This is a genomic window from Paenibacillus sp. 11B, assembly GCF_030487755.1.
Classification (GTDB): Bacteria; Bacillota; Bacilli; order Paenibacillales; family Paenibacillaceae; genus Paenibacillus; species Paenibacillus vandeheii.
This window is the reverse complement of sequence record NZ_JAUKNS010000005.1, coordinates 1-24,623: the sequence shown is the minus strand read 5'-3', so window position 1 is coordinate 24,623 and position 24,623 is coordinate 1. Positions and strand designations below refer to the sequence as shown.

The window sequence follows — 24,623 nt, the reverse complement described above, 5'->3', positions numbered from 1 at the left end:
AGCATAAGGCCAGCTTCCTGGAATGACAGGGGCTGGCTTTATGCTTATTTTTCTCTTTTAATGAAATACAGCCCATATTATTCCGTAAAGTGGAAAGATCATGACGCTAAAGATCAGCATGAAACCACCGACCTTGTAGGCCAACTTTGTACCATAGTGAGAATGATATTTGCGTGCGATCAAAACGGAAGATAACCAAAAGATTATAGCTACTATAAATGGAATGTGAAATCCTTGATGACCATTACTATAGATAGGCAAGTTCAATAGATTAAATAAATAGTGGCTGAGCTGTAGCTTTTCTGTGCCCCAGGGAAAATTAAAGGCCACCCCCATTGCGAGCACAAGCAAAGAAAGTGTCCCGATGCCTATCGGTTTTCTTTGTTGTATCATTCAATCCCTCCATATCTGGTGTGATATCCTAAATAAACCCATTAATGTATTGTAACATAGTGTTGGGCAATGTGATGTAAAATAGTTTCGCATTCTCCGTTTTCCTATAAACCGTTTGTCCTAATTTAATTATAAATTTATACATTCATGTGAATTTGACGAGCCTCCAAATATCGACAACATCAGCTAATCATAATCGATATAATACATGTAAATAGAATCCGGATGCGAGAATTATGTCAAAGGGGGCGTGGCTGTTTGCTGAGTTACACGATGAAAATGGTTATTTTCCCGCTAGGATGTCTGCTTGTAATGCTGTCCTCTTATTTTCTAGGGCTTACTTCCCATCTCGCGTTAATGATATGTGCTGGTGTGTTATTTGTAGCAAGTATATATGGGGAGAAACGTTATCCTGCACTGCGTAACGTCCACTGGGTCTTTCTTGGGATATTCCACTATTTCAGTGCATTGAACTGGTGCAATATGCTGTACTATCTGCTGATCATGTCGATGATTCAGGATAAACAACGCGTTGCCCAGACTTTGCCCATTTCGATGCTGCTTGTGCTCGAATATACAGTGATTCGGCTCACCTATGTACCGATAGATACATATAATTTGCTGGTATCCCTGTTTGACATGTTAACTGCGATAGTCATTATATTTTTGTATCATACCTTAATTAACAGCGAGGCAGAGAAGCGCAGACTTCGAGAGAAAAATGATTTTCTTACCCTCCATGACCCACTCACCGGGCTGCTGAATTACGAAGGATACATGGATGCCCTTAATAAAACGGTGGAGGAGCACCGCTCCTTTTTGCTGATAATTCTGAATATTCAGAATCTCAATGGGTTTGACAAAGAGGTCGAAGACAACTGGTGCAGCGTTATCAGAAATACGGGCGAGAGCATTACAAAACAATTTTCGGATTCGTACGGTATATCCCGTTATGCAGGAGATCGCTATGCAGTCATTTTGCCTGAGACACAGGACATTGAAGAACGCGTGACGTCACTCCTGTCAGGGGATTTGCGGGGGCTGCAGGTAAACTACAGTATTTCCCTCTATCCGGGAATGTCCGAGACGCTGCAGCACTTTATTACGGTGGCGGAGGACAGTTTATTCCAGCATCAGCGCAATAAATGGTTGAAAAACGAAGAGGAGGTCTTCCGTTCCGAAAGACTCCGGGCTGTTGGTGAACTGGCCGCTGGCATGGCTCACGAAATTCGCAACCCGCTGACGGCCATTCGCGGATTCCTGCAGCTGTCACGGGGGCAGGCCTTCAATATCGCTCCTTGGTATGAAGTCATTATGGGGGAGATCACACGGGTTACGGAACTGACGGCTGAGTTTTTGCAGTTTTCCAAACCACATACCAATCACATGAAACCTGAACGAGTGGGGCATTGTCTCGAACGAGTCATGTCGTTAACTGAGTCGGATGCAGCATCACGGGGCCATCGAATCACACTTGAAATGACCGGTGAGCCAGTCGTGGTCAACATGGATCGGGACAAGATCGTACAGGTCCTGATCAACCTGATCCGTAATGCTTTTGAAGCGATGACAGACCCGGGTGAGGTGCATATTGATCTGCTGCATGATGGAGATAAGGCGCTTATCTCGATTAGCGATACGGGCAGCGGCATTCCGGAGAACTCTCTGGCCACGATCTTTAATCCATTCTATACAACCAAGGAAGAAGGTACAGGACTTGGACTGGCACTCTGTCAGAAAATCGCTCTGGACCATCATGGCAAAATCACCGTTCATAGTGAAATGGGGATTGGCTCTACATTCACCCTTCATTTACCTATTGGGGCATAATTCCAACTGAACTGCTCCCCGTCAAGTAGACAGTTAAAAAACAAAAAATGGTTCGTTTAGAAACCTTAGCTCAATGACGTGCTAAGGTTTCTTGTTATGCTGCTCTTCGCTCTTCTGAATTCGTTCGGAGACAGACCGCCGGTTATCCAAACTGCGACTTACACAAGATATGCTCTTTGTAAATCCGTACTTCAACTGGAGTCCTTTATACTCCATAAACGGTTTGTCCTACTTTTATTATAAAATTTTACATTCATGTGAATTTGAAGATCCTCCAAATATCGACAACATCAGCTAATCTTAATCGATATAATACATGTAAATAGGATCCGATGTGAGAATTATGTCAAAGGGGGAAGGCTGTTTAATGAGTTACACGATAAACTGGGTGGGCTGTTGCAATAGTTCAGTAGAATAATATTCAATTAAAACGGAGGGGATGCTATGTACCAAAAAACGATTCGTAGTAGCTTTACATTGGACGGCATTGCTATACATAGTGGGAATTTGTCAAAGATAACTCTGCATTCTGCACAACCAAACACAGGTATTGTTTTTAGAAGAGTTGATGTAGATCCATATGAAATTATTCAAGCTAAAATCGATAATGTATCCAATACGGAACGTTGCACACAGCTTAAAAACATGCATGGATACACTGTATCTATGGTTGAACATACACTGTCTGCTGTTCGAGGGATGGGCATCGATAACGTGATTATTGATGTTAATGGTGAAGAATTACCCATTTTTGATGGCAGCTCTACCGAGATTGCAACCAAGATTTCAGAAGTTGGCCATCTGCAGCAAGAAGTCAAAAAAAACTACCTTCATTTACAACAAAAAGTTAGAGTTGAGCACGGTAATTCTTTTCTTGAAGCTCATCCCTCCTCTATGGTCTCCTATTGCGTGTGTTTTAAAAATGAACATGAAATTGCCTACCTCTCGGATCAGACATCCAATTTTAATTTTATAGAAAACGATTACTTAACTGATATTGCGCCAGCTAGGACATTTTGTTTTGAAGAAGAAGTAATGTACTTAAGAAGCAAAGGTTTAATTCAAGGAGCTTCTTTAGAGCATGGAATAGTTATTGGTAAAAAGGAAATTTATCCCAACTTACGTTTTCATGATGAATTGTCTCGTCACAAGTTGCTGGATCTTATTGGCGATTTAGCTTTGAATCCTTCTTTTCATGCAAAAATCATAGGCTCGGGAACCTCTCATTTTTTGAACACTCTTTTTGCTCGAGAATTATTAAATAATCTAATCTAAATACAAAAGGAGACTATATCATGCCATGTAATTTATATGAAATTTCTGAACAGTTAAATGGGATTCTAATAGGTAATGGCAATGTCATTATAACGGGCGTAGGTTCAATTAATGCTGCTAGAGAGGGAGAAATTACTTTTGTTACGGATAAAAATCTAAATAAATTAGATAAATGTAATGCTTCAGCTTTCATTGTGCCAGAAACAACAATAATAAAATTTAAAGTACCTGTTATTAAGGTGAAAAACCCCAGACTCGATTTTATTCGCTTAATTGAAATGTTTAGTGAAAAAAACAAAAGTAGTGGTGTAGTATCATCAGAAACAATTGAGCCTTCGGTAACGTTAGGCTACAATGTGCAGATCGACGATTTCGCGGTAATTAAAGAAGATGTTTCTATTGGAGATCATACTATCATTTCCGCGCATTCATTTATTGGTAAAAATGTGACCATTGGAACGAATTGCTTGATACACCCTAATGTCACTGTGTTACATGATACTTTCATTGGAGATAACGTCATCATTCACTCAGGTGCAGTGATTGGTGCTGACGGATTTGGTTTTGAATGGGATGGGCAAAAACAAGTGAAAATCCCCCATATTGGAAATGTCATTATTTTTGATGATGTTGAAATTGGTGCAAACACGACTATTGATCGTGGAACGATTGATTCAACAACCATTGGTAAAGGGACCAAAATGGACAACCTTATTCAAATTGGCCATAATGTTCAAATTGGTGAGCACTGTATTATCGCAGGTACAAGTGCAATTGGGGGCTCATCGAAGATTGGTAATCGCGTCATATTGGCTGGTGGAAGTGCAGTTATTAATAATATTACCATTGGAGACTGCTGCGTGGTTTTAGCTAAAACCATGGTTACTAAAAACATGCCCGAGAACTCAACGGTGTCGGGATATACAGCTCGTTCACATAAGAGACAACTAAGAGAATCCGCTGCACTTTCCAGACTACCGAAAATGATAAAAAAACTAAATGAGAAGCTTGATGAACTTTCCAAAACAAAGGAAGGTGCTAAATGATACATCACTCAGCCATTATTCATCCTACGGCAGTAATTGGGGACAATGTCGAAGTCGGACCTTTCAGTATCATTGAAGAAAATTCGAAAATAGGTAGCGGGTGTAGGATTGGAAGTCACGTAATCATAGGGGTTAACACGATATTGGGGGAGAATAACTATATTTCACATGGTGCAATTATCGGTTCAGACCCACAAGATAAAAGTTACCAAGGCGAAGAATCATATCTCATTATTGGAGATAATAATACCGTGAGAGAGTATGTCACCATATGTAAAGGCACACATAAAGGAGATTGTTTCACGAGAGTAGGAAGTAACAACTTTATTATGAATTATGCTCATATCGCACATGATGTAGTGATGGGAGATCACAACGTCATCGTCAATAATGTGCAAATTGGCGGACATGTTAATATTGAAGACTATATCACTTTTGGTTGTGGTTCTGGTGTACACCAATCATGTAACATCGGAAGGTTTGCAATGATTGGAGCCGGAAGTAAAGTTTCACAAGATATTATTCCATATTCTTTAGCAGATGGTACGCGTTCGTACATACATGGCATTAATATCGTTGGTCTAAGAAGAAATGGATTTTCAAATGAAGAAATAAGCACGATAAAAAAGATTAATACCATTTTATTTCGCCAAAAGCTAACTCTTGATCAATCTATTGAAGCAATAAACAACTTAACTCCTTCTGAATTTAAGGAACACACATTGAATTTTTTAAATAAATCTACACGCGGAATTGTACGAATGAAGCGATAAAATGGAAACGCCGCAAAGGTCCGGAATAAAACGGAACCTAATGCGGCGTTTTCGTCTTGTCTTCAAGGGTAAAATTGGTTAATTTTGCTGACCCTGATGCAACTGATAATAAAAACCTTGCTGCTGCATCAACTCATCATGGTTGCCTCGTTCGGCAATTTTGCCGTCATCGATGACGAGAATCTGATCGGCTTCACGGATCGTGCTTAGCCTGTGGGCGATGACGAAGCTGGTGCGATCCTTCATCAAGGTTCGCATCGCTTCCTGAATCTGCATTTCGGTGCGCGTATCGATGCTGCTGGTCGCTTCATCCAGAATAAGAATGGCAGGATCAGCGAGAATGGCACGAGCGATGGTTAACAATTGTCGCTGTCCCTGACTCAGATTGCTGCCACCGGAGATGATCGGGGTGTCGTAACCCTGCGATAATTTGCGGATGAAGGAGTGGGCATTGGCCAGCTTCGCCGCTTGCTGAATCTGTTCGTCCGTTGCATCCGGTTTGCCGTAGGCAATATTGTCACGAATGGTTCCGGAGAATAGATAAGCATCCTGTAACACAATGCCAAGTTCGCGCCGAAGCTGATCTTTCTCAAGTTCCGAGATGTCGCAGCCGTCAATGGTAATTCGTCCGCCCGTAATCTCATAGAAACGGGGCAGCAGGTTGATAATGGTCGTTTTACCCGCACCAGTCGGTCCAACAAGTGCAATCATCTCGCCTGGCTTCGCGGTAAAGCTGACCTTTTTGAGAATTTCTCTCTCAGGGCTATACCCAAAGGATACCTCCTCAAATACCACTTTACCTTGAATCTGTTCCAGCTGTATCTTCTGTTCTTCCACGTATTCACTTGGTGTATCAATAATGTGGAATACACGTTCAGCACCTGCAATGGCTGCCTGAATCAGATTATACTGGTTCGCCAGATCATTGATGGGCCGCTCAATCTGGCGGGAGTAGGCAAGAAAACTTACAATTAGCCCGATGGACGTCAGATCATGATAAGCCATCCAGCCACCTACCGCTGCCAGTATGGCAAAACCGATATTGTTCATGACATTCATCGTTGGGCCTACCAGACCGGATACGCTCTGAGCCTGGGTACTGGAAGTGCGAAGCTTCTCGTTCAGGTTCTGAAAATGTTTATGCGCCTGCTCCTGACGATTATAAGCTGCGACCACCTTTTGTCCGGCAATGGTCTCCTGAGCGTAGCCATTAAGCTCACCAAGCAGCTTCTGTTGTGCAGTAAAATGTTTGCGTGTTCTTGAAGCGATCAGCCGAGTGGCGATCGTAATCAGGGGAACCGTCACCAGACTGAGCAGAGTCAGTCGGACATCCAGGGCAAACATAATCGACAGGGAGCCAACCAGCAAGATGGCGCTGGACATCAGCTGGGTTACACTTTGATTCAGCGTCGTGGACACGTTATCGATATCATTGGTAGCCCGGCTCATCAGATCACCGCTCTGATTTTTGTCGAAAAAGTGGATCGGCAGCTGCTGCAGCCTAGAAAACAGAGCATGGCGCAGATCCTTCACGGTCAGTTGGGATACGCCGATCATGACATAGGATTGAGCCCACATCATGAGCGAGCCGAGCACGTATACGGTCAGCAATAGCATGCAGTCTTTCAGCAGGCCATCCGTCATTTTGGGGACGATATGTTCATTGACCGCACGGCCGAGCAGATAAGGTCCTGCCAGATTAAGCAACGTTCCAAGAGCTGTCAGTACAAGAGCCGAGATAACCCCTTTGCGATGACGTCCCATGTATGACCATACTCGAATGATGGCGTGCCGGGCGTTCTTGGCTCTTACTTTGGGAACCGGACCTCGGCCGGGTGGCCCAGGTCTTCCGATCGGCGGAACAACGGTTTGATGGATGGAGGAGGAAGCATTTTTAGCCAAATTGAACATCCTCCTTCCGTTGCTGTGAATAATAAATGGATTGGTAGTGTGACGAATGGGCCATGAGATACTCATGTGTACCACTTGCCACGATTTCTCCTTCATCAAGCACGTAAATGCAGTCTGCATCCTTTACGGAAGATATCCGTTGTGCAATCAGGAAGGTGGTGCTGTTTTTCATTAGGGAATGCAGTGCCTTCTGAATGCTCGCTTCCGTACGCAGATCGACGGCACTGGTACTATCGTCCAGAATCAGAACTTCCGGTTGCATGAGCAGGGCGCGGGCAATAGAAATCCGCTGCTTCTGCCCACCCGAGAGATTGACACCGCGCTGGCCCAGTTCCGTGTCGTATCCATCTTTCAGGTTCATGATAAAATCATCAGCCGCCGCTGCTTGGGCTGCGGCACGCAGTTCAGCTTCCGTTGCGTCAGGTCGGCCGAAGCAGATGTTATCCCGGATACTGCCACTGAACAGAATGGATTCTTGTAAAACGATGGACACTCGGCTGCGAAGATCCTGGAGATCCCAGTTACGCACGTTCGCTCCGTTCACAAGCACTTCACCCTGCGAAGCATCATACAAGCGGGGGATCAGCTGTACAAGTGAAGTTTTGCCCGAGCCTGTTGAGCCGAGTAAGGCCACTTTTTCTCCCGGTTTAGCCGTCAGTGTAATTCCAGATAGGGTATGCTCTCCATCATAGCGGAAATAGACGTCTCTGAATTCCACTTGACCTGCTCCTTTACGAGACACATCATGACCGGATTGGATATCAGGCTGGGTATGAAGCACCTCATTGATTCGTGCAGCAGACACCTTGGCGCGGGAGAAGCTCATCAACATCATGCTAATTGAAGTGAGGGATGAGAGTACAACCGTTACGTAGTTGATAAAAGCAATCAAATCCCCGGCGGCAATATCGCCTCCTACCACCTGGAAGCCTCCAAACCACAGCACCGCTACAATGGTCGCATTCAGCATCAGGCTTAATACCGGTGCATTCAGCGACACGATGCGCCAAGCTTTCACTGCTGTATGGGTATAATCTTCATTGGCTTGCTGGAAACGTTTCTTCTCCTGACGTGCGCGTGCAAAAGCTTTGACGACACGAATGCCGGCAAGATTCTCCTGAAGAACGGCGTTCACCTTGTCGAGCTTGTTCTGAACACTGGCGAAGAGTGGATAAGAAGCGGAAATCAGGATATATAAGATGATGAACAGAATCGGCACGGACAAAATGAGAATCAACGCCAGTTTGACACTGATCGTAAACGCCATAATAATACTGCCGATAATCAGCATCGGCGAACGGATAAACATGCGCAGAAGCATCTGTACAAAGGTCTGCATCTGGGTGATATCACTCGTCAGGCGGGTGATCAGCGAGCCCTCCTGGAAGGTATCCAGATTACGGAACGAGAACTTCTGGATATGATCAAACAATTCCTGGCGCAGATCGGTGCCGTATCCAACGGCAGCTTTACTTGAAAACAGCGTACATCCTGCACCGCCAACCCATCCGATTAACGCAAAAAGAAGCATAAACAAACCTGTAGTCACGATGTGGGACAGGTTCCCTGCAAGCACACCATCATCCACAATGCTGGACATCAGCTTGGGTTGAAGCAGGTCCATGGCAACCTCAAGGACCATGAGCAGCGGAGCAAGAATGGCCGCTGACTTATACGGGGTAAGGAATCGTTTTAACGTCCACAATGGGAAAAATCACCTCATTCGTTGTGAAATAATCATGTTGCAACTATTCATGAGACAGAAGTACCTCATTTAATATTCTTGCAGATTCTGAACCATGCGCTGGGCGAGCGCCGACATGAGTTGCGATTCTTCAGGTGTAAAATCTTTTTGAGCTTGGTATTCAAGCTCCTGGAATACTTCTCTCAGTTCCTTAAGCGCATCACGGCCCTGATCGGTCAGATAGACACGCAGACTGCGCAGATCCTTAGGGTCGGCTTCACGCCGTACAAACCCCGAGCTTTCCATGCGTTTCAGCATAACTGTTACCGTTGCAGGGGCGCGGCGCAGCTGTTCGGCCAACTGTTTCTGGGTCTGACCATCTTCCCGTTCAAGCTGGAATAACAGCGGCGGTTGTCCAGGATATAACTCAGGGTGGTTGACAAGCTTCTCATGAACCTTGTATCGCTGTAGCTTGACGAGTTCCGATAACTCGCCCATTAAACGTTCATTCCGAGCTGATTTCATAACTGCTTCCATCCTTTTAATTAGTCGACTAACTAAATGATAAGTTTCCTTTGACATATCGTCAAGTGCTTTTTGATATTCCGAAGAAGCTTGTTAGAGCGAGACATAATGTGGGTTTGTGAAGGTATGGGAAATATTGACGTGGATCAGAAGTATATGTTAGATTGTTATTATCTAATTGTTAATAACAAAATGTTAATAACAGAATGGGGTCTTTCGAAATGACACATGCGGGTAATTCGGATCAATATTCATCAGATCATCAGAATCACGTGAACATAAGCGAACAACAGTTTCTTGAAACCTATGACGCAGGCGATTACGAACGTCCTTCCGTTACCGTGGACATGTTGGTATTTACAATACGAAGTGAAACGCAGGAGAATTATCGCAAACTCGCGGAGCCAGAGCTCCAGCTGCTGCTGATTCGTCGGGGAGGTCATCCCTATATGGGGCAGTGGGCGCTTCCGGGTGGATTTGTCTCTATGCAGGAATCGCTGGAAGATGCCGCCAGACGGGAACTTTTTACCGAAACCGGACTGGATGATATTTATCTGGAGCAGCTCTACACCTGGGGGGATGTGCAGCGTGATCCGCGTACGCGTGTAATCAGCTGTTCTTACATGGCGCTGGTCGACAGCAGCGAGCTGCAGCTTCAGGCTGGCGACGATGCCAGCGAAGCGGACTGGTTTCGGATGGAGCAGCGGCTGCTGGAGGAGAAACGTCATATCCATGAGCGTGGACGCGTGACGGAGCGCAGGGTGCAGTTGATTTTGACCAATGGAACAGAGGAATTGTCGGCTGTCATTGAGACGAAGGAAACAGTGGAAGGTAGAGTGCGCCACAGCAATATTTCGGTGAATGAGGTTCAAGGTATTGCCTTTGATCATGCGAAGATCATACATTACGCGCTGGAACGTCTGCGGGCCAAGGTGGAATATACGGATATTGCTTTTAATCTGATGCCGGAGACATTCACATTAACTGCTCTCCAGAAAGTATATGAAATCATCAGTGGCAAAAAACTGCTGGCTGCCGCTTTCCGGCGCAAAATCGCCGATTGGGTTATCGAAACGGGTGAGTATACGGGGAATGCAGGACATCGTCCATCCCGTTTGTACAGACTGAATCCGGAAAGATTAACACCATAAAGTTAGGAGGGAATTTCGATGGAGAAGTTTACATTTTTCTGGCGTACAGCGTCTCCGTTCTCACAGTGGCACCCGGTGGATTTTACCGTCAATGGCGTTCACTACACCAGTGCAGAACAATATATGATGCACCAAAAAGCGCTGCTTTTCGGCGATCAGATTATTGCAGATAAGATCCTGAAAGCAAGCTCCGCATCTGTACAAAAAAAGCTGGGCAGGCAGGTCGCAGGATTCGACCAGACTGTATGGGAAGAGGAGTGCAAACGTATTGTCTATGAGGGCAACGAAGCCAAATTCACCCAAAACAAACAGCTGCTGACCACGCTGCTCGCCACCCGAGGAACGACTCTTGTAGAGGCAAGCCCGGATGACCGCATCTGGGGCGTTGGGCTGGCGGAGGAAGACCCGCGCATTCGCCATAGAAGAACGTGGCGGGGGACCAACTGGCTGGGTGAGATCCTCACCCGTCTAAGAGAAAATATAGGAAGTGATGAAGATGAACGACCAACAACATAAGAACGATATTCAGAACAACAACCGCAATATAACAACAGGCGTCAACAGCACGAATGCACGCTCCAAACGTTCCCGTATTGCTCATCAGACGCTGGCTATTTTGGAAGCAGGAGAATATGTGAACGGATATGATCGCCGGGTTCAGATCGGTGCGGACTTACAGCGAGCGATCCGGGATTCGGTATTGTACCGTCCTACGGAGCTTATCGCTCTTCGAGAAAAGCGCAGTAAAGAAATGATTCGAATGCAACCTTCCGTCGAAGCTTCAGCCGTTCGCATCGAGGTTACGGGCGAGACCACACTCGCGGCCGCTTCACGCCTTTCTGTGGATGAAGGAAGGGAAGATGTCGTTTGCCTCAACTTTGCCTCAGCGAAAAACCCCGGTGGCGGCTTCCTGGGAGGCAGTCAGGCACAGGAGGAAAGTTTGGCACGGGCTACGGGACTGTACCCATGTATCGTCCAAATGAGCGAAATGTATGATTACAATCGCAAGCAGCCGTCTTGTTTGTACTCCGATTACATGATCTATTCGCCTCAAGTTCCGGTGATCCGTGATGACGAGGATCGGCTGCTCGACAAATATAATCTGACGGCATTCATCACAGCGCCTGCTGTAAATGCAGGAGTGGTGAGAGACCGGGGAGATGCTGATGATCAGCAAATTGAGTCCGTCATGAAAGGGCGTATTCGCTATATTCTGGACGTGGCCGCGCTGCATGGGCATCAAACTATTGTATTAGGCGCATATGGCTGCGGTGTATTCAGGAATGATCCGGCGAAGGTAGCGGAATATTTCCATGATGTATTGGTAAGAGAGAGCTTCAAGCATTCCTTTGAGCGCATCGTATTTGCCGTATTGGACCGGACAGCCGGACAGAAAACGTTCAAAGCATTTGAGGATCGTTTGGCTGGAGAGTGATTTGGAGAAGTTTACAAAGTCAAAAGGTGGAAGGGAGAGGACAGGTATGAAGTTTCGCGAGATACAGCAGGATTTGTTTGCCATGGATGATCATTACACGCTTGCACACTGCATTTCCGCGGATGCCCGCATGGGGGCAGGAATTGCTGTGCAGTTCCGGCAGCGATTTGGATTGGAGGTTCTTCAGGAGCAGGCGCAGCAGGAGCCACTAGAGATTGGACAGTGCTATCCGGTAGGGCGGACCCTGAATTTGGTCACCAAAGCCAAGTTCTCGAACAAACCAACCTATCCGTCCTTTACTCGTGCGGTGGAATCCATGCGTGACGTTTGTGCCAGAGAAGGGATCAACAAACTGGCGATGCCGCAAATTGGCTGCGGGCTGGACAGGTTGAAGTGGGATAAGGTGAGAGGCATTATTCAGGATGCTTTTGCCGAAACGGATGTTGAGATCGTCGTTTGTACCCTGTGATTAGACCATGCCGACGGACTTTTACCTTCAGAGATACAATTTTGAATACAAAAAACCTCTGCTTTGAGCGGATGGAGAGAGCATGTAGCTGACTCTATTCCGATCTGCAAAGAGAGGTTTTTTGATGTTTTATTATGCGTTGTGAGTAAGGATTATTTTATTTCTTGGAGAACATTTCTTTGGCTTCATCCATGGCCATTTTGTTGCCGATTGAAGAATAATCCAGCCAAGGCTGAGCACCGATCGGGTAGACATGGCCTGCTTTGACAGCCTTAAGCCCCTGCCAGATTGGATTGTTTTGCAGCTCTTTGAACATGTTCTGAGCTTCATCATCCGAGTTCACCACAACAAAGATCGCATCTGCATCAAAGTCGGGCAGCACTTCACGGGAAACGACTTGATATGGTTTGGACGAATCGAATTCCTCAATGCCTTTAGATGGGGTGAGACCCAGATCCTCATACAAAATCGGACCCATCGGACGGCGTGTACTAAACACACGTAATTCTTTGGCAGTAACACGGATAGCCATTACGGTGCCATCCCCAATGGTGTCATGGATCAGAGATTTCACTTCATCCGTTTCTGTCGCATAATCCTGAATGTATTGCTCGGCTTCCTTCTCGCGGTTCACGAGTTTGCCAATGTCTTTTAAGTGGTCGCGCCACGTGCCATCATCCAGATTGAAGACGTGTACAGGAGCAATTTTCTCAAATTTGGCGATATCATCACCGGAAAATTCTTCGTCCAGGTAGATGACATCCGGTTTCAGGGCAAGCAAAGCTTCCATATCCGGGTCCTTAACGGGACCGAGCGGTGTAGTATTTTGAAGACGGTCAGCAACGTGGGACAGGAAGGCTTTGGCTTCCCCGCCGATTACCGAACCAACCGGAGTAATCCCGAGAGACAGCAGGTCATTGGTCAGATGGATCGACATGGATGCGATGCGTTGGTCTCCGGAAGCGGAATTGGTGTCCTCCGAAGCAGAGGATGAATTATTGGCGTTCCCGCAGGCTGCGAGTACAAGCACCAGACAGATGCTCATGAAGAGCATAAGGTTTTTCTTTAACATGGGTAATCTCAATCTCCTTGAACATCTCATGGATGTCGTTTTTATGTTGGGTATAACGGTGGAATCATTGGATTGTTGCGGTAAAGCCATTACTTTGTTCGTACCAGCAGGTATAAAAAGTAAGGTGCGCCTATCGCCGCGACCACGACGCCTGCCGGAATGGAATTGGGCTGAAAGATCGTTCGCCCGACCGTATCGGCAGCGACCAGAATAACCATACCGATGAGTCCGGCGGCTGGGATCAGATGGCGATGCATCGGGCCAACCAGTCTGCGGGCCAGATGAGGCGCCGCCAGACCAATGAATCCAATCCCGCCAGCCATGGACACACTGACGGCAGACAATGCCACTGTGCACAATAGCAAAATAACACGTTGGGATCGGACGGGTGTACCAATACTGGTCGCGGCAGCATCTCCCAGATTAAAGGCATCCAGCGTTTTGGAACGACTCCATATGTACGAGATGCAGAGTACAATCCATGGAAGCAGAGCCTGGACATGAACCCAGTCTCTGCCCCAGACGCTGCCTGCCAGCCAGCGAGCGGCGAAGGAATAGGTATCTTCATCCAAACGGAGGGACAAATACAGCGTCAAGGCATGGAATCCGGCCGCTACGGCAATGCCCACCAGAATAAGCTTAATGGGGGATACTCCGTTATGGCGATCATAGGATAGCAGCATGATAATCAGCGCCGCGGCGACACTGCCTGCAAAAGCAAACAACGGAATCAGCAAGGCAACCGAGCCATTCATGGAATGGGAGAAGCTTACAAATACCATCAATCCAAAGGCCGCTCCTGCATGCAATCCGAGGATGCCTGGATCGGCCAGTGGATTGCGTGTAATACCTTGCAGCGCAGCACCAGCGACGCCGAGGCCTGCTCCAGCCAGTACAGTAACCAGAATGCGTGGCAGTCGATAGTCAAACAATACAATCTGATCATCCGGCGTACCATTGCCTAGCAGGGTGTGAAGCACGGCCATTGGTGACAAGCGAATTGTTCCCGTGTTGAGGCTGATCACGATGACGGCACAGGCTATGCAGAGCAGCGTAACACTGACCGCTATGGAACGTTTGCCTCGTGAGTGTGTATTGGAGTTCATCGCTACAAGGCCCTCCTTTCTTTTCGGGCCAGATAGAGGAAGAAGGGTACACCGACAAAGGCGACCATAATGCCTACTGCCAGTTCCTGAGGCGGATTCACAATGCGTGATCCCAAATCGGCGAGCACCAGCAAGACGGCTCCGAGCAGGGAGGACATCGGAATGATAAGTCGATAATCCACGCCAACCAATTTGCGAGAGATGTGTGGAATAACTAATCCAACGAAGCCGATCGAGCCTACAGCAGATACGGATACGCCAGCCAGCACTACTACCGCCGTCAGGGCAAACAGCCTGGTCCAGCGGAGGTTGATCCCGAGATTAATCGCAACTTCTTCTCCGAGCGACATAAGGGAGACACGACGGGCCATGGGCATGGTGAGCACGAGAGCAACCAGCAGCACAGGCAGAATCAGCTTCAGATGCCGCCATTCAATACCGCCGAAACCACCCGCATACCAGAAGGCCAAATCCTGACTCAGGTCAAAATATATCGCTACACCAGTGCTGAGCGAACTTAACATCGCTGCAATAACGGCACCCGCAACGGTAAGCCTTATCGACGTCAGTCCTCCGGGAGCTGCCATGCCCAATAGGAAAATGAGCAGAGTGCCCAGAACAGCCCCTGCAAATGACAGGAACATGATCCAGCCATAAGGTAATCCCGGCCAGAAAGCGAAACTGAGCGCCACGACAAAGGTAGCTCCTGCATTGATTCCCAATATGCCGGTGTCTGCCAGCGGATTGCGTGTAATCCCCTGCATGAGCGCTCCGGCCACAGCAAAGGCGGCGCCAATGACAGCAGCAGCAATAACACGGGGCAGCCGCAGCTCGTGAATAATCTGATGCGGTGTCAAAGCCGGGTTGTACTGAAATATGGCAGTCCATACGGTCTCCAGTGTTAACCCCTTGGCCCCCAGAGAAATGGCGACAAACATACTAAGCAGCAGCGCGGCAATAGCCGCCAAAAACATCAAGCCCACCGTCACTGCGGATTTTTGTGATTTGGACGGACGTTGTGACAGTCCCGGATGTTGAATGCGGGTCACTCCTTTGTTACCAACAACACCTTGCTGTTGTTATTGATTATCATTATCAATTAGTGAACATTATAAAATCTTAATTCAGGCCCGTACATGGCATAAATTAAGATTATAGAGATGGACATTTTTTAGATTACAGAAATGCGGCTTTGTTCGTCAACATGGAGAGCGCTTCATCGAGCTGGATGTTGATGGAATAGGGAGCGTATACCACCCATGAATTCCAGTCTATGACATGCACGTATCCGTTTTTTACTGCGGGATAGTTTTTCCACAACGGATCTGTAGTAATCTGCTGCAGCAGTGCGCTCCGTTCATGCATGGATGTAACCGCAATCAGGAGCACATCTGCTTCCAGTCCATCCCATTCCCCAGGCGTGAAGGACATCCAGTTGAAACCTACACCGACAGGTTTGCCTGCCAACTCTCTCTGAATCCGATCGGGAGCGGCCAGTTGCAGGCTGCGGTAAAATACATGGCCGAAGTTGCGATTGCTGTACATGCGTGGTCCTTTTACAGTTAAAGTACAGACAGCGACGGTGACCTGACCTGCCGTTTCCCTGATCTTTTTGCGAGCCCGCTCCGCCTTGCGGTCATGCCGTTCCAGCCACTCCTTCGCCGCTTGAGTACGATCCACGATAGAGGCGATTTTCTGCAAATGACCGAAGATGTCTGTCTGATTCCAAGGAATGGTGATGATTGGGGCAACATCTCCAATATGTTCCATTGCAATAGCTGCTGCGTTATCTTTGGTTAGAATCAAATCGGGATTCACATCAAGGAATGCCTGACGTCCCTGTTCCCAAGGTTCATAGGCATGGAACGGCAGCGTCAACGATTTGGGAACATGGGGCAGATGGCCCTGGATCTGAGCCGCACATGGTGTGATGCCAAGCGTCATCAGGTGATCGGTGTATGGATAGGAGAGCGAAACGATATTTCGATGTACCTGCTTGGCATAGGAAGTTGGCGCATAACCGGCCTGGTTCCTGAACCGTCGGCTGAAATAGAATTCGTCCCGATAGCCTACCTGGCGGGCCACATCACGAATACGCAGATCTGAAGTCATGAGCAGTTCCTTGGCCCTATTCATTCGTAAATGAGTGATATATTCGATTGGATTTTTCTGCATCCGGCTCTTGAACAGTTGTGAATAATACGACGGATGCATACCGGCCAATTCGGCCAGCTTCTCCAGCTTGATTTCGTTCATATAGTTTTCACGCATATACTGTAAGGTTGATCTGAGCCACTGTTCAGGCTCGTCCTGTCCTTCCGCATCCGACTGACCTTCCTGCGGCCAGAGCATATGAAGCAGATCGGTCAGGAGCAGCTGCACTTTCAAGCTGTTTTGTGAAGCTTCGGTTGTTAATTGTGCGGCAATTCGCTGTATCCCATAGTAAGGGCCTTGAATCCACCCTGTTACAGGTGAACCAAGCTCTCGCTCATATATTCGCCTTTCTTCCGTTTTCTCGGCAACCCGAAACAGATCGAAATGAATGATATACAGTTCAATCTCATGGTCAGCATCAGAGAAGAGCTCCAGAGAAGTTCCCGGAGTACACAGGAAGGCGGACTTGCGGGCAACAAGGGTTTCGATATCGTTCGCCACCAGTTTACCCGTGAATTTGTGCATGTAGACAAAGGTATGGTGAGGGAGCTCGATCTGACTCCATTGCCAATGCGTATTTATGGTGATCAACTCTGCCTGACGAAGTTCGAGCAACGTATCGTTCAGAAAAGTACTCATTTCCGTTCGTGAAATGGATTCATCAGCGCGTTTCGGCTGATCCGGTTGGGTCAACATGTGGGCGGTACTTGGGTTAGGGTTGTTGCTCGAATGAATTAACATGGTGAGACCTCCTTTCCTGACAGATTGGATGTATCATAGCGAGCGCAACCGCATATCCGATGTGAACCACTGTCGGTATGTCATCAGGCTGAGCAGGATGCTGGTAATAGCGGCTGAGCTGGTAAAAGCAAATACGATTAGAATCTGGTAACGAACGGCCTCAACCGGATCCGCACCCGCAATAATCATACCTGTCATCATGCCAGGAAGCTGTACGAGTCCTACCGTTTTCATCCCATCGATCGTGGGTATCATGCTGGATTTCACGGAACGTTTCAACACGTCCTGAAAAGCACGTCTTGGCGTTGCCCCCAATGCAAGCAGGGATTCAATCTCACCTTTGGAGGACTCAACCTCGCGTTTCATCTGGTTCAGAAACAGCCCGGACACCACCATGGCATTACCGATGGTCATGCCGCTCAATGGAATAATATATTGGGGAGTAGGCTCCACAATACCCAGACCTAACAATAACCCCATCATGAGCAGCTCCGTAACCGTAATTGCAGCCGCAATATATAAGGAAATCCAGCGAAGTCCTTTTCCGCGTTTGCCGGCATTAATGGAAGCTACTGTAATCATGAATCCGACAATGGCAATAATCAGAGCGGGGTGGTCCGAGTTAAAAATAAATTGAAGTACATAGCCGACGAGCAGCAGCTGTACAGCGGAACGAACAGTGCCTATGGCAATATCCTTCTCCAGATCAAGCTTCTGCCAGACCGAGATGAGCATGGTGAGCATTACAAATATAATGGTAAAACTAAGAGCGATGAGTGACATGAGTTCTCCTTATTCTGCCACAGGGGCAGGACGCATAATGAATTGTCTGGCCAGTTCGGTGGCCGGATTGTCAAAAAAACGGGCTGTTGGCTGACGCTCCAGCAAGGTCTGGTTGCCCATGAACCAGGTGGTTGTACTGAACGATTGTGCCTGCTCCTGATCATGGGTAACCCAGACAAGAGAAGTGCCTTCCTGCTGGCTCCATCGGGTCAATTGTTCTTCCACGAGTCGAGCGTTAGTCCGGTCCAGGGAGGCAGTCACTTCGTCCAGCAGCAGCACCTCGGGCCGCAGCATCATGGAACGGATCAGGGCTATGCGCTGTTTCTCCCCACCGGAGAGGTCGCTGGCCCGCTTTTGAATATCAAGATCCTCCAATCCCATCCCTGCAAGCAGTCGTTGGGCCAAGTTCTGATCATAGGGCTGCCTGTGAAGCAGATGCACCGTTTTCAGGTTATCTTCCACACTTCCTGCCAGCATAACAGCCTGTTGTGCCACATAAGTCATGCGCATACGCCAGGTACGTGGGTCCGAATCCCGGTAAGAGATTCCTTTCCAGATCAGGTCTCCCTCATCAGGAATATCCAGCAGGGCGAGGATGCGAAGCAATGTGCTTTTCCCCTGGCCGGATGCACCGAGTATGGCAATACGCTCTCCCTGATCCACTGCTGCGTTCACTTGTTCGAATAAAATACGCTGTTCGGTTAAACCGAGACGTTTCACTAGCTTATTAATGGTTAAAAGTGTGGACAAAGTCGGGTCGTCCTTTCATCCGTGATCTGCAATTATCTTAACAAAAATACGGAATAATTGAAATGAGAGTGGATCTCAATTCGTTTGTTTGAATGTAGATCATGGAATGGGAGAGAGGAAACCGGTCTGACGCAAGCGGTTCTTTTTGGTAAAATAAAGAAGACACCGTGTTGGCCTAATCAAGATCGTGATCTTTTTACAATATTTGATATCAGGGGAGGCTTTACGATGACGAAAATTGTTGGACGGGACAAAGTAAATTGGGGCATTATGGGCACAGGATGGATTGCATCTCAGTTCGCGCGGGATTTGGAGCATGCCGGGAACGCCGTAAAAGCAGCGGTAGGTTCACGAACAGCCGAAAGCGCAGAGAAGTTTGCAGCTGAATATGGTTTTGCACGCGCTTACGGTTCATATGATGAAATGCTGCAGGACCCTGAAGTGGATATTATTTATGTGGCAACCCCCCATCCGTTACATAAGGAAAATGTGCTTGCCTGTCTGGAAGCGGGCAAAGCGGTACTCTGTGAGAAACCGTTTACAATGAATGCCCGTCAGCTGGAGCAATTGGTGGAGAAGGCGCGTGAGCGCAATCTTTTCCTCATGGAAGGCATGTGGACACGCTTTCTGCCTCCGATCACTCAGGCCAGAGCATGGATTGCGGAAGGTAGAATCGGCGAGGTACGTCTGGTCAAAGCAGACTTTGGTTTCCGTGTAGGCTGGGAACCGGAAGGCAGGTTGCTTAACCCGGATCTGGGTGGAGGTGCTTTGCTCGATGCAGGGGTATATCCGATCTCCTTTGCGTCCATGATTTTTGGCGAGCAGCCTCAGCATGTGTGGAGTACGGCGAACATTGGACAGACGGGTGTGGATGAACAATTCTCCGTATTGTTGTCTTATTCCGAAGGTCGTTCTGCATCGCTGAATGGGGCCATTCGGCTTAACCTGAGTAACGAAGCGGTCATATATGGCACAGAAGGATACATTCGTTTGCCACTCTTCCTGGCAGGCAAGGAAGCCTATCTGCACGTGAACGGTCAGGATGAACCGGAGAAATTTACCGATGACCGGACGTGTATCGGATATGCGTTTGAAGCGGAGGAAGCAGGGCGCTGCATCCTGGAAGGACGTACAGAGAGCAGAACGATCCAACTGGACGAATCCCTGGAAATTATGAAGCTGATGGACACGATTCGTGGTCAGTGGGGCCTGCGTTACAAATCCGAAATAAATAGATAGGGGTGGAGAAGCGATGGTGAAAATTCTGATCTCCGGATTTGAACCTTTTGGCGGGGATGCGGTGAATCCGACGGGAGAACTGATGGAAGCACTTGCGCATGAAGTGATCGAGGGAGCGGAGCTGAAAACAGTGCTGCTGCCTGTGCACTTCGATGAATGTGCGGATCTGCTAATCGCAGAGATGGAATCCTATCAACCGGATGCCGTCATCGCCTGTGGACTGGCCAAAGGCAGGACAGCCATTACACCTGAACGGATTGCTGTCAATGTCAAAGACGTTCCTCCTGGCTCCTTCGCGGACAACCAGGGCCAACATCCCGTGGACGAGCTCATAGTGGAAGGCAGCCCGGACGGCCTATTCTCCACGCTACCGATTCGTGCGATGGTGAATAACATGGGGACAGCAGGTATCCCAGCTGCGGTGTCCAATACCGCAGGCACGTATATTTGCAACAATACGATGTATCGGGTGCTGGATCATATCCGATTGAAACAGCTTCCGATTCGTGCTGGATTTGTACATTTTCCAGCTTCAACAGAGATGGCTGTGCTTCAGCCTTCGGTGCCGTCACTGCCCATCCCCATGATGCTGGATGCTCTGAGAGTTATGATTCGCACGGTAGTGGCGGAGTAATTAAGTTTGGATCGTTGTAAGACGAACGAATGAGATTACATGGAACAACTACATTAATACGGAAAAATGCAGATGGGTTATTGAACACAAAAATGCAGAGATGAAGAGGTTCCACTGTATGGCAACAACCAAGTACCTAGGACCATTTCGTATGCGAATACAGATACAGACGTATCTCACAGCATTTGTTATGAATGTGAATCGAATGGTAAAGCTAGTCGAGCAAAAGCAGTCCGCCCTCGTATGAGGAGCGAGCTGCTTTTTAGCATTCTTGATTACATTTCCAAATTGAATCTCTCTTTTGCTCAAAAGCATGGCTTTTGCAGGGCTCTCAGAGAGGGCACTTTTTTAAAAAGTGTCCATCTCTCGGTCATAGTTCAGTTTTCCGGCTACAGACTTTATTTGGTGTTTCGGCATATTTAAATAAATCAACAAAGCTTATGACTGAGACAAAATTCCTTTAACAAATAATGAGACACTGTGCTTGTAGAACTCTTCCTCGGTGACGAGTTGGGACTGATATTGCCGGTGAATCAGCTCGCTCATCTGAAATCCGTAGCACATCGAGAGAAAAGACATAGCGACAAGACGCTCATTCTGTCTGGCTATAACTTTTTTCTTCTGCAAGCGTTCAAAATATTCAACTAGCAAGGAGTGAAGCTTCGCCGGCGGATCGGCCAGCACTCTGTCTAATTCGGGAAGCATTCCTTTGTCGCGGATGCCAATTAAAATGATGTCCGCATTTTTATGGAAAAATAAACGGTACTGCTGACTTACATTCAGCAGATCGACTTCCGGGTTATCGGTCGCGTCCTCTTTTAACAGCTTCTCAAATTGCGGGATATCCGAATGTCTTTCAATGATGGCTTCCAATATGCCTTGCTTGCTTCCAAATTGCCGGAAAATCGTAGATTCATTGACTTTAGCTTCCGTTGCAATAGCTTTGGTGCTTACTCCCCGATAGCCATTCATTTTGATGAGACGTGTCGCGGCTTCAATGATTCTGTCTGAAGTTTGCATTGCATTTCTCCTTTTACATATGTTAAACCTATTCTACTACAAGATTTTGCATATGCAGCAGGGTCGGGGTTCATCATTTCATAAACGTTTATTTAAGGCAAATCGCTTCTTTTTTCCCAGCGGCTTGGTTCCGTAATCTTGACATGATCAGGCACCAATTGCGTGAGCGTGCCTAATTTATCAAATGTAATCTGGATTCGGTCAGAGGGCAACAGCCATTGTTCGGTCTCGATTGCACAGCAATCCGGTATCGTACCCATTCCTATAATCGTGCCCGGGAGCGGCGTGAAAACTTTGAGAATCTCCTCCATCACTTTTGCAGGGTGTACAGAATACTCGGATGTGCTTCCCTTCCAGTGCAGTCTCTCCCCGATCCGTACATCCACATCCAGTGCCAGCGGGTTGTCGATTTCATCCGGTGTAACTAGAAATGGTCCTATTCCTTTACTGCGATCAAAATCTTTGCAGCGCGTCGGTCCGGTCAGCGCCTGGAAATCCGGCCACTGCACATCGCGGAGAGTACTGTCGTTAAAAATAACATAACCTGCAATGCAGTTCCCCTTCCCTGTAACAAAGGCCAGTTCCGGCTCGATATCCAGGTAGGAAGAGTACGAAGGCCAATGAATCGTATCCCCATCGCCAATTAGTGCATTATGGTTACACTTGTAATAACTGAAAATTACTTTATTCGGATCTTGCTGGAATTTTTCGGCGGTTTTTCGTTTAAGCTCTTCTCTTTCCGGCCCTGTATATTCTCTTTGCAGCAGATTTACGCCAGCATTTCTTAGATGTCTTGGCGTCAGCCCGAAATCGATAAGCGCAGCCGGATTCGGAACCGGCGGCAGCAGTTTTACCGCTGCAATCGGGCAGATTTCATTTTCATTGAATTGATGCGACTGTTCGACAGCATATTGCATCAATTCCTTAGCGGCATCATAACTTGCCGGCAAATAATGAAGATAGCTGTCCATACTTTTAAGACTGTCAAAGAATGTTCCCTGCATTTTCATGATTGCAGCAAAAGACACGACAAATTTCTCGTTAATTACAAGCCCAAACAAAGGTTCCTGAGATGTCTTGGTTTGAAAGGTTACTAGCTTCATGTTGCAGCGCCTCCATCCATGTTGTTTGATGTTGTTCTGTTACTATCGTATAGCATAGAGTAAATGCATGCAAGTACTTGCTTTCATTTATGTTTTCCATTCTCTATACTAAAGACATAATCAGTGTGCTTTACCCCAAAAACATATACGCAAAGGAGAATTTTCATGAAGTATGGACGTATTATCCAAAAACCTCGGGTTAAATTTTTTGAAGTCGCAAATGGCGTCTTTGCCGGTATTTCGCCGTATCGCGGCATCAGTTGGGCCAATGCCGGGTTCATCAACAAGGGTGAAGGGCTGGTGTATGACACGTTCTTCGATTTGTTCCATGCGCGGGAAATGCGGGAGGCTTTTATGGAAGTAAGCAACGGCGGCTCTCCCGCATATGTGGTGAACTCGCACTATAACAGCGACCATGCCTGGGGAAACAAAGTGTTTGAAAATGCTTGCATTATTATGCACAAGGAAGCGTCCAGAGAGCGTCTCACCGAAAATATCGCCTGGATGGATAGCGTCATCAGAAGAGGAAAGAATTCTCCAGAATCGACTTCGGGCGAGCGGTTTTTTGCAGCGGAATTCGAAGGATTCGACCTGGAAGGCGTAGAATGGGTGCTCCCGAATATTGAGATAAAGGACGATATCAACATCCGTCTTGGCGATACGGAAGTTATGATTTACAACGTAGCTCCGGCCCACTCTGACAGTGACTTGCTGCTGTGGATGCCAAAAGAAAAAGTGCTGTTCGCCGGCGATGTCGTGTTTAACGGTTGTACGGCATACAGCGAAGAGGGAACCCTCAATTGGGTTAAAGTGCTTGATCGGATTATTGATGAAATTAAACCCGAAATCGTTGTTCCAGGACATGGTGCCATCTGCGGCCTGGACTTCGTGAAGGAGCAAAGGGACTACCTCCTGAACCTGATTAGCGAGTTTAACAAGCATTACAATGACGAAATTGATTCCTTGTCCCTGACCAAGCAAATTGATATTTCCCGCTTCCTTCATTGGATTCAGCCAGAACGGTTGTATGTTACAGTGGATATCCTATTGAAAAGCAAACGAGGGTTACCACCCCTTCCAATTTGGAACGAGGTGCCTGCTAAGCTGGAAGACATGAAAGCTTTTTTGGCCGGAAAATATGGCGATCAGATCAAGCCATGGGACCCTATGAGTGTTTGGCAAGAATAGCAAGTTGAAGCTAGCGTACGAAAAACAAAAAACGGCCTTGTCGCAAACGATGCGAACAGCGGCCGTTTTTTTATTGTTCCACGGAATTATAATCGGCGCTTAGAACCGATTATGGAGAAAAATGGATATGGACTTATGACTTACTAGTAGAACACTTGCCAAACCAGCCTGCGGAAGAACGAAATAATCAACGAAGGAGTGAACTGAGATACAGGCGATCTAACGGATCGGCCAACCAATCAACGTACCTACGGACCAATCGTTCCACATACTAACAAGCGAAGCGGCGAATTAACGAAACTGCAGACGAGCGCTCCAGCCATCACATCTAACGAACTAGA

At 47.2% G+C, this 24,623-nt stretch carries 23 protein-coding genes; 11 read left to right on the top strand and 12 right to left on the bottom strand.

The features are described from left to right. Positions 1–57: 57 nt before the first annotated feature. Positions 58–393, bottom strand: a complete 336-nt coding sequence (locus tag Q0V21_RS22270; RefSeq protein ID WP_301880670.1) for a hypothetical protein — start codon at positions 391–393, stop codon at positions 58–60. Positions 394–651: 258 nt separating this feature from the next. On the opposite strand from Q0V21_RS22270, the gene Q0V21_RS22265 reads away from it, so the two are divergent. The 4 genes from Q0V21_RS22265 to lpxA all read left to right on the top strand — a co-directional run bounded on the left by Q0V21_RS22265 (position 652) and on the right by lpxA (position 5,317). Beyond that, complete coding sequence (locus Q0V21_RS22265; protein ID WP_301880669.1) at positions 652–2,223, top strand: ATP-binding protein; 1,572 nt, start codon at positions 652–654, stop codon at positions 2,221–2,223. Positions 2,224–2,667: 444 nt separating this feature from the next. Next, a complete protein-coding gene (gene lpxC / locus Q0V21_RS22260; RefSeq protein WP_301880667.1) occupies positions 2,668–3,498 on the top strand; it encodes a UDP-3-O-acyl-N-acetylglucosamine deacetylase in 831 nt (276 codons plus the stop codon). Between the two features lie 20 nt (positions 3,499–3,518). Continuing rightward, positions 3,519–4,544 (top strand): UDP-3-O-(3-hydroxymyristoyl)glucosamine N-acyltransferase, encoded by a 1,026-nt coding sequence (lpxD, locus tag Q0V21_RS22255; RefSeq protein WP_301880666.1) that lies wholly within the window; start codon positions 3,519–3,521, stop codon positions 4,542–4,544. Then, positions 4,541–5,317 (top strand): acyl-ACP--UDP-N-acetylglucosamine O-acyltransferase, encoded by a 777-nt coding sequence (gene lpxA, locus Q0V21_RS22250; RefSeq protein WP_079349862.1) that lies wholly within the window; start codon positions 4,541–4,543, stop codon positions 5,315–5,317. The genes lpxD and lpxA overlap by 4 nt, the downstream gene beginning before the upstream one ends. A 78-nt stretch (positions 5,318–5,395) precedes the next feature. Here lpxA and Q0V21_RS22245 read toward each other — a convergent pair whose 3' ends face one another. The 3 genes from Q0V21_RS22245 to Q0V21_RS22235 form a co-directional block, all read right to left on the bottom strand. Then, positions 5,396–7,228 (bottom strand): ABC transporter ATP-binding protein, encoded by a 1,833-nt coding sequence (locus Q0V21_RS22245; protein WP_301880903.1) that lies wholly within the window; start codon positions 7,226–7,228, stop codon positions 5,396–5,398. Continuing rightward, entirely contained in the window at positions 7,212–8,933 is a 1,722-nt protein-coding gene (locus tag Q0V21_RS22240; protein ID WP_301880664.1) for an ABC transporter ATP-binding protein, read from the bottom strand. The genes Q0V21_RS22245 and Q0V21_RS22240 overlap by 17 nt, the downstream gene beginning before the upstream one ends. A 69-nt stretch (positions 8,934–9,002) precedes the next feature. Continuing rightward, positions 9,003–9,437 (bottom strand): MarR family winged helix-turn-helix transcriptional regulator, encoded by a 435-nt coding sequence (locus Q0V21_RS22235; RefSeq protein WP_301880663.1) that lies wholly within the window; start codon positions 9,435–9,437, stop codon positions 9,003–9,005. A gap of 221 nt (positions 9,438–9,658) precedes the next feature. On the opposite strand from Q0V21_RS22235, the gene Q0V21_RS22230 reads away from it, so the two are divergent. Genes Q0V21_RS22230 through Q0V21_RS22215 form a run of 4 tightly spaced genes read left to right on the top strand, consistent with a single transcriptional unit; the run spans position 9,659 to position 12,492 of the window. Continuing rightward, positions 9,659–10,588, top strand: coding sequence for an NUDIX hydrolase (locus tag Q0V21_RS22230; protein WP_301880662.1), 930 nt, complete (start codon positions 9,659–9,661; stop codon positions 10,586–10,588). 18 nt (positions 10,589–10,606) lie between these two features. Next, positions 10,607–11,104, top strand: coding sequence for a riboflavin biosynthesis intermediates N-glycosidase (locus Q0V21_RS22225; RefSeq protein ID WP_301880661.1), 498 nt, complete (start codon positions 10,607–10,609; stop codon positions 11,102–11,104). Then, positions 11,085–12,023 (top strand): TIGR02452 family protein, encoded by a 939-nt coding sequence (locus Q0V21_RS22220; RefSeq protein ID WP_301880659.1) that lies wholly within the window; start codon positions 11,085–11,087, stop codon positions 12,021–12,023. Before Q0V21_RS22225 ends, Q0V21_RS22220 begins: the two co-directional genes overlap by 20 nt. Positions 12,024–12,069: 46 nt before the next feature. Further along, positions 12,070–12,492 carry a macro domain-containing protein gene (locus Q0V21_RS22215; protein WP_079349855.1) on the top strand — a complete coding sequence of 141 codons (423 nt, stop codon included), beginning with the start codon at positions 12,070–12,072 and terminating at the stop codon, positions 12,490–12,492. A 157-nt stretch (positions 12,493–12,649) separates the two neighbouring features. Here Q0V21_RS22215 and Q0V21_RS22210 read toward each other — a convergent pair whose 3' ends face one another. The 6 genes from Q0V21_RS22210 to Q0V21_RS22185 all read right to left on the bottom strand — a co-directional run bounded on the left by Q0V21_RS22210 (position 12,650) and on the right by Q0V21_RS22185 (position 19,098). Beyond that, complete coding sequence (locus Q0V21_RS22210; RefSeq protein WP_301880657.1) at positions 12,650–13,564, bottom strand: iron-hydroxamate ABC transporter substrate-binding protein; 915 nt, start codon at positions 13,562–13,564, stop codon at positions 12,650–12,652. A gap of 89 nt (positions 13,565–13,653) precedes the next feature. Next, complete coding sequence (locus Q0V21_RS22205; RefSeq protein ID WP_079349853.1) at positions 13,654–14,670, bottom strand: FecCD family ABC transporter permease; 1,017 nt, start codon at positions 14,668–14,670, stop codon at positions 13,654–13,656. 2 nt (positions 14,671–14,672) lie between these two features. Then, a complete protein-coding gene (locus Q0V21_RS22200; RefSeq protein ID WP_052016823.1) occupies positions 14,673–15,644 on the bottom strand; it encodes a FecCD family ABC transporter permease in 972 nt (323 codons plus the stop codon). Positions 15,645–15,846: 202 nt separating this feature from the next. Beyond that, on the bottom strand, positions 15,847–17,565 hold the full coding sequence (locus Q0V21_RS22195; RefSeq protein WP_301880655.1) for a helix-turn-helix domain-containing protein: 1,719 nt from the start codon (positions 17,563–17,565) through the stop codon (positions 15,847–15,849). Between the two features lie 33 nt (positions 17,566–17,598). Beyond that, entirely contained in the window at positions 17,599–18,348 is a 750-nt protein-coding gene (locus Q0V21_RS22190; RefSeq protein ID WP_024633472.1) for an ABC transporter permease, read from the bottom strand. 9 nt (positions 18,349–18,357) lie between these two features. Beyond that, positions 18,358–19,098, bottom strand: coding sequence for an ABC transporter ATP-binding protein (locus Q0V21_RS22185; RefSeq protein ID WP_079349851.1), 741 nt, complete (start codon positions 19,096–19,098; stop codon positions 18,358–18,360). 228 nt (positions 19,099–19,326) lie between these two features. On the opposite strand from Q0V21_RS22185, the gene Q0V21_RS22180 reads away from it, so the two are divergent. Both Q0V21_RS22180 and Q0V21_RS22175 read left to right on the top strand, forming a co-directional pair. Next, positions 19,327–20,337: a Gfo/Idh/MocA family protein gene (locus Q0V21_RS22180; protein ID WP_301880654.1), complete on the top strand. Its 1,011-nt coding sequence runs from the start codon at positions 19,327–19,329 to the stop codon at positions 20,335–20,337. 13 nt (positions 20,338–20,350) lie between these two features. After that, on the top strand, positions 20,351–20,971 hold the full coding sequence (locus Q0V21_RS22175; protein WP_301880652.1) for a pyroglutamyl-peptidase I: 621 nt from the start codon (positions 20,351–20,353) through the stop codon (positions 20,969–20,971). A 438-nt stretch (positions 20,972–21,409) separates the two neighbouring features. Here Q0V21_RS22175 and Q0V21_RS22170 read toward each other — a convergent pair whose 3' ends face one another. Together Q0V21_RS22170 and Q0V21_RS22165 are read right to left on the bottom strand one after the other, a co-directional pair. Beyond that, entirely contained in the window at positions 21,410–21,991 is a 582-nt protein-coding gene (locus Q0V21_RS22170; RefSeq protein WP_301880651.1) for a TetR/AcrR family transcriptional regulator, read from the bottom strand. A 92-nt stretch (positions 21,992–22,083) separates the two neighbouring features. Then, positions 22,084–23,094: a fumarylacetoacetate hydrolase family protein gene (locus tag Q0V21_RS22165; RefSeq protein ID WP_301880650.1), complete on the bottom strand. Its 1,011-nt coding sequence runs from the start codon at positions 23,092–23,094 to the stop codon at positions 22,084–22,086. 165 nt (positions 23,095–23,259) lie between these two features. Between Q0V21_RS22165 and Q0V21_RS22160 the strand changes: the two genes are divergently transcribed. Then, positions 23,260–24,282: an MBL fold metallo-hydrolase gene (locus tag Q0V21_RS22160; protein WP_301880649.1), complete on the top strand. Its 1,023-nt coding sequence runs from the start codon at positions 23,260–23,262 to the stop codon at positions 24,280–24,282. Positions 24,283–24,623 lie beyond the last annotated feature (341 nt).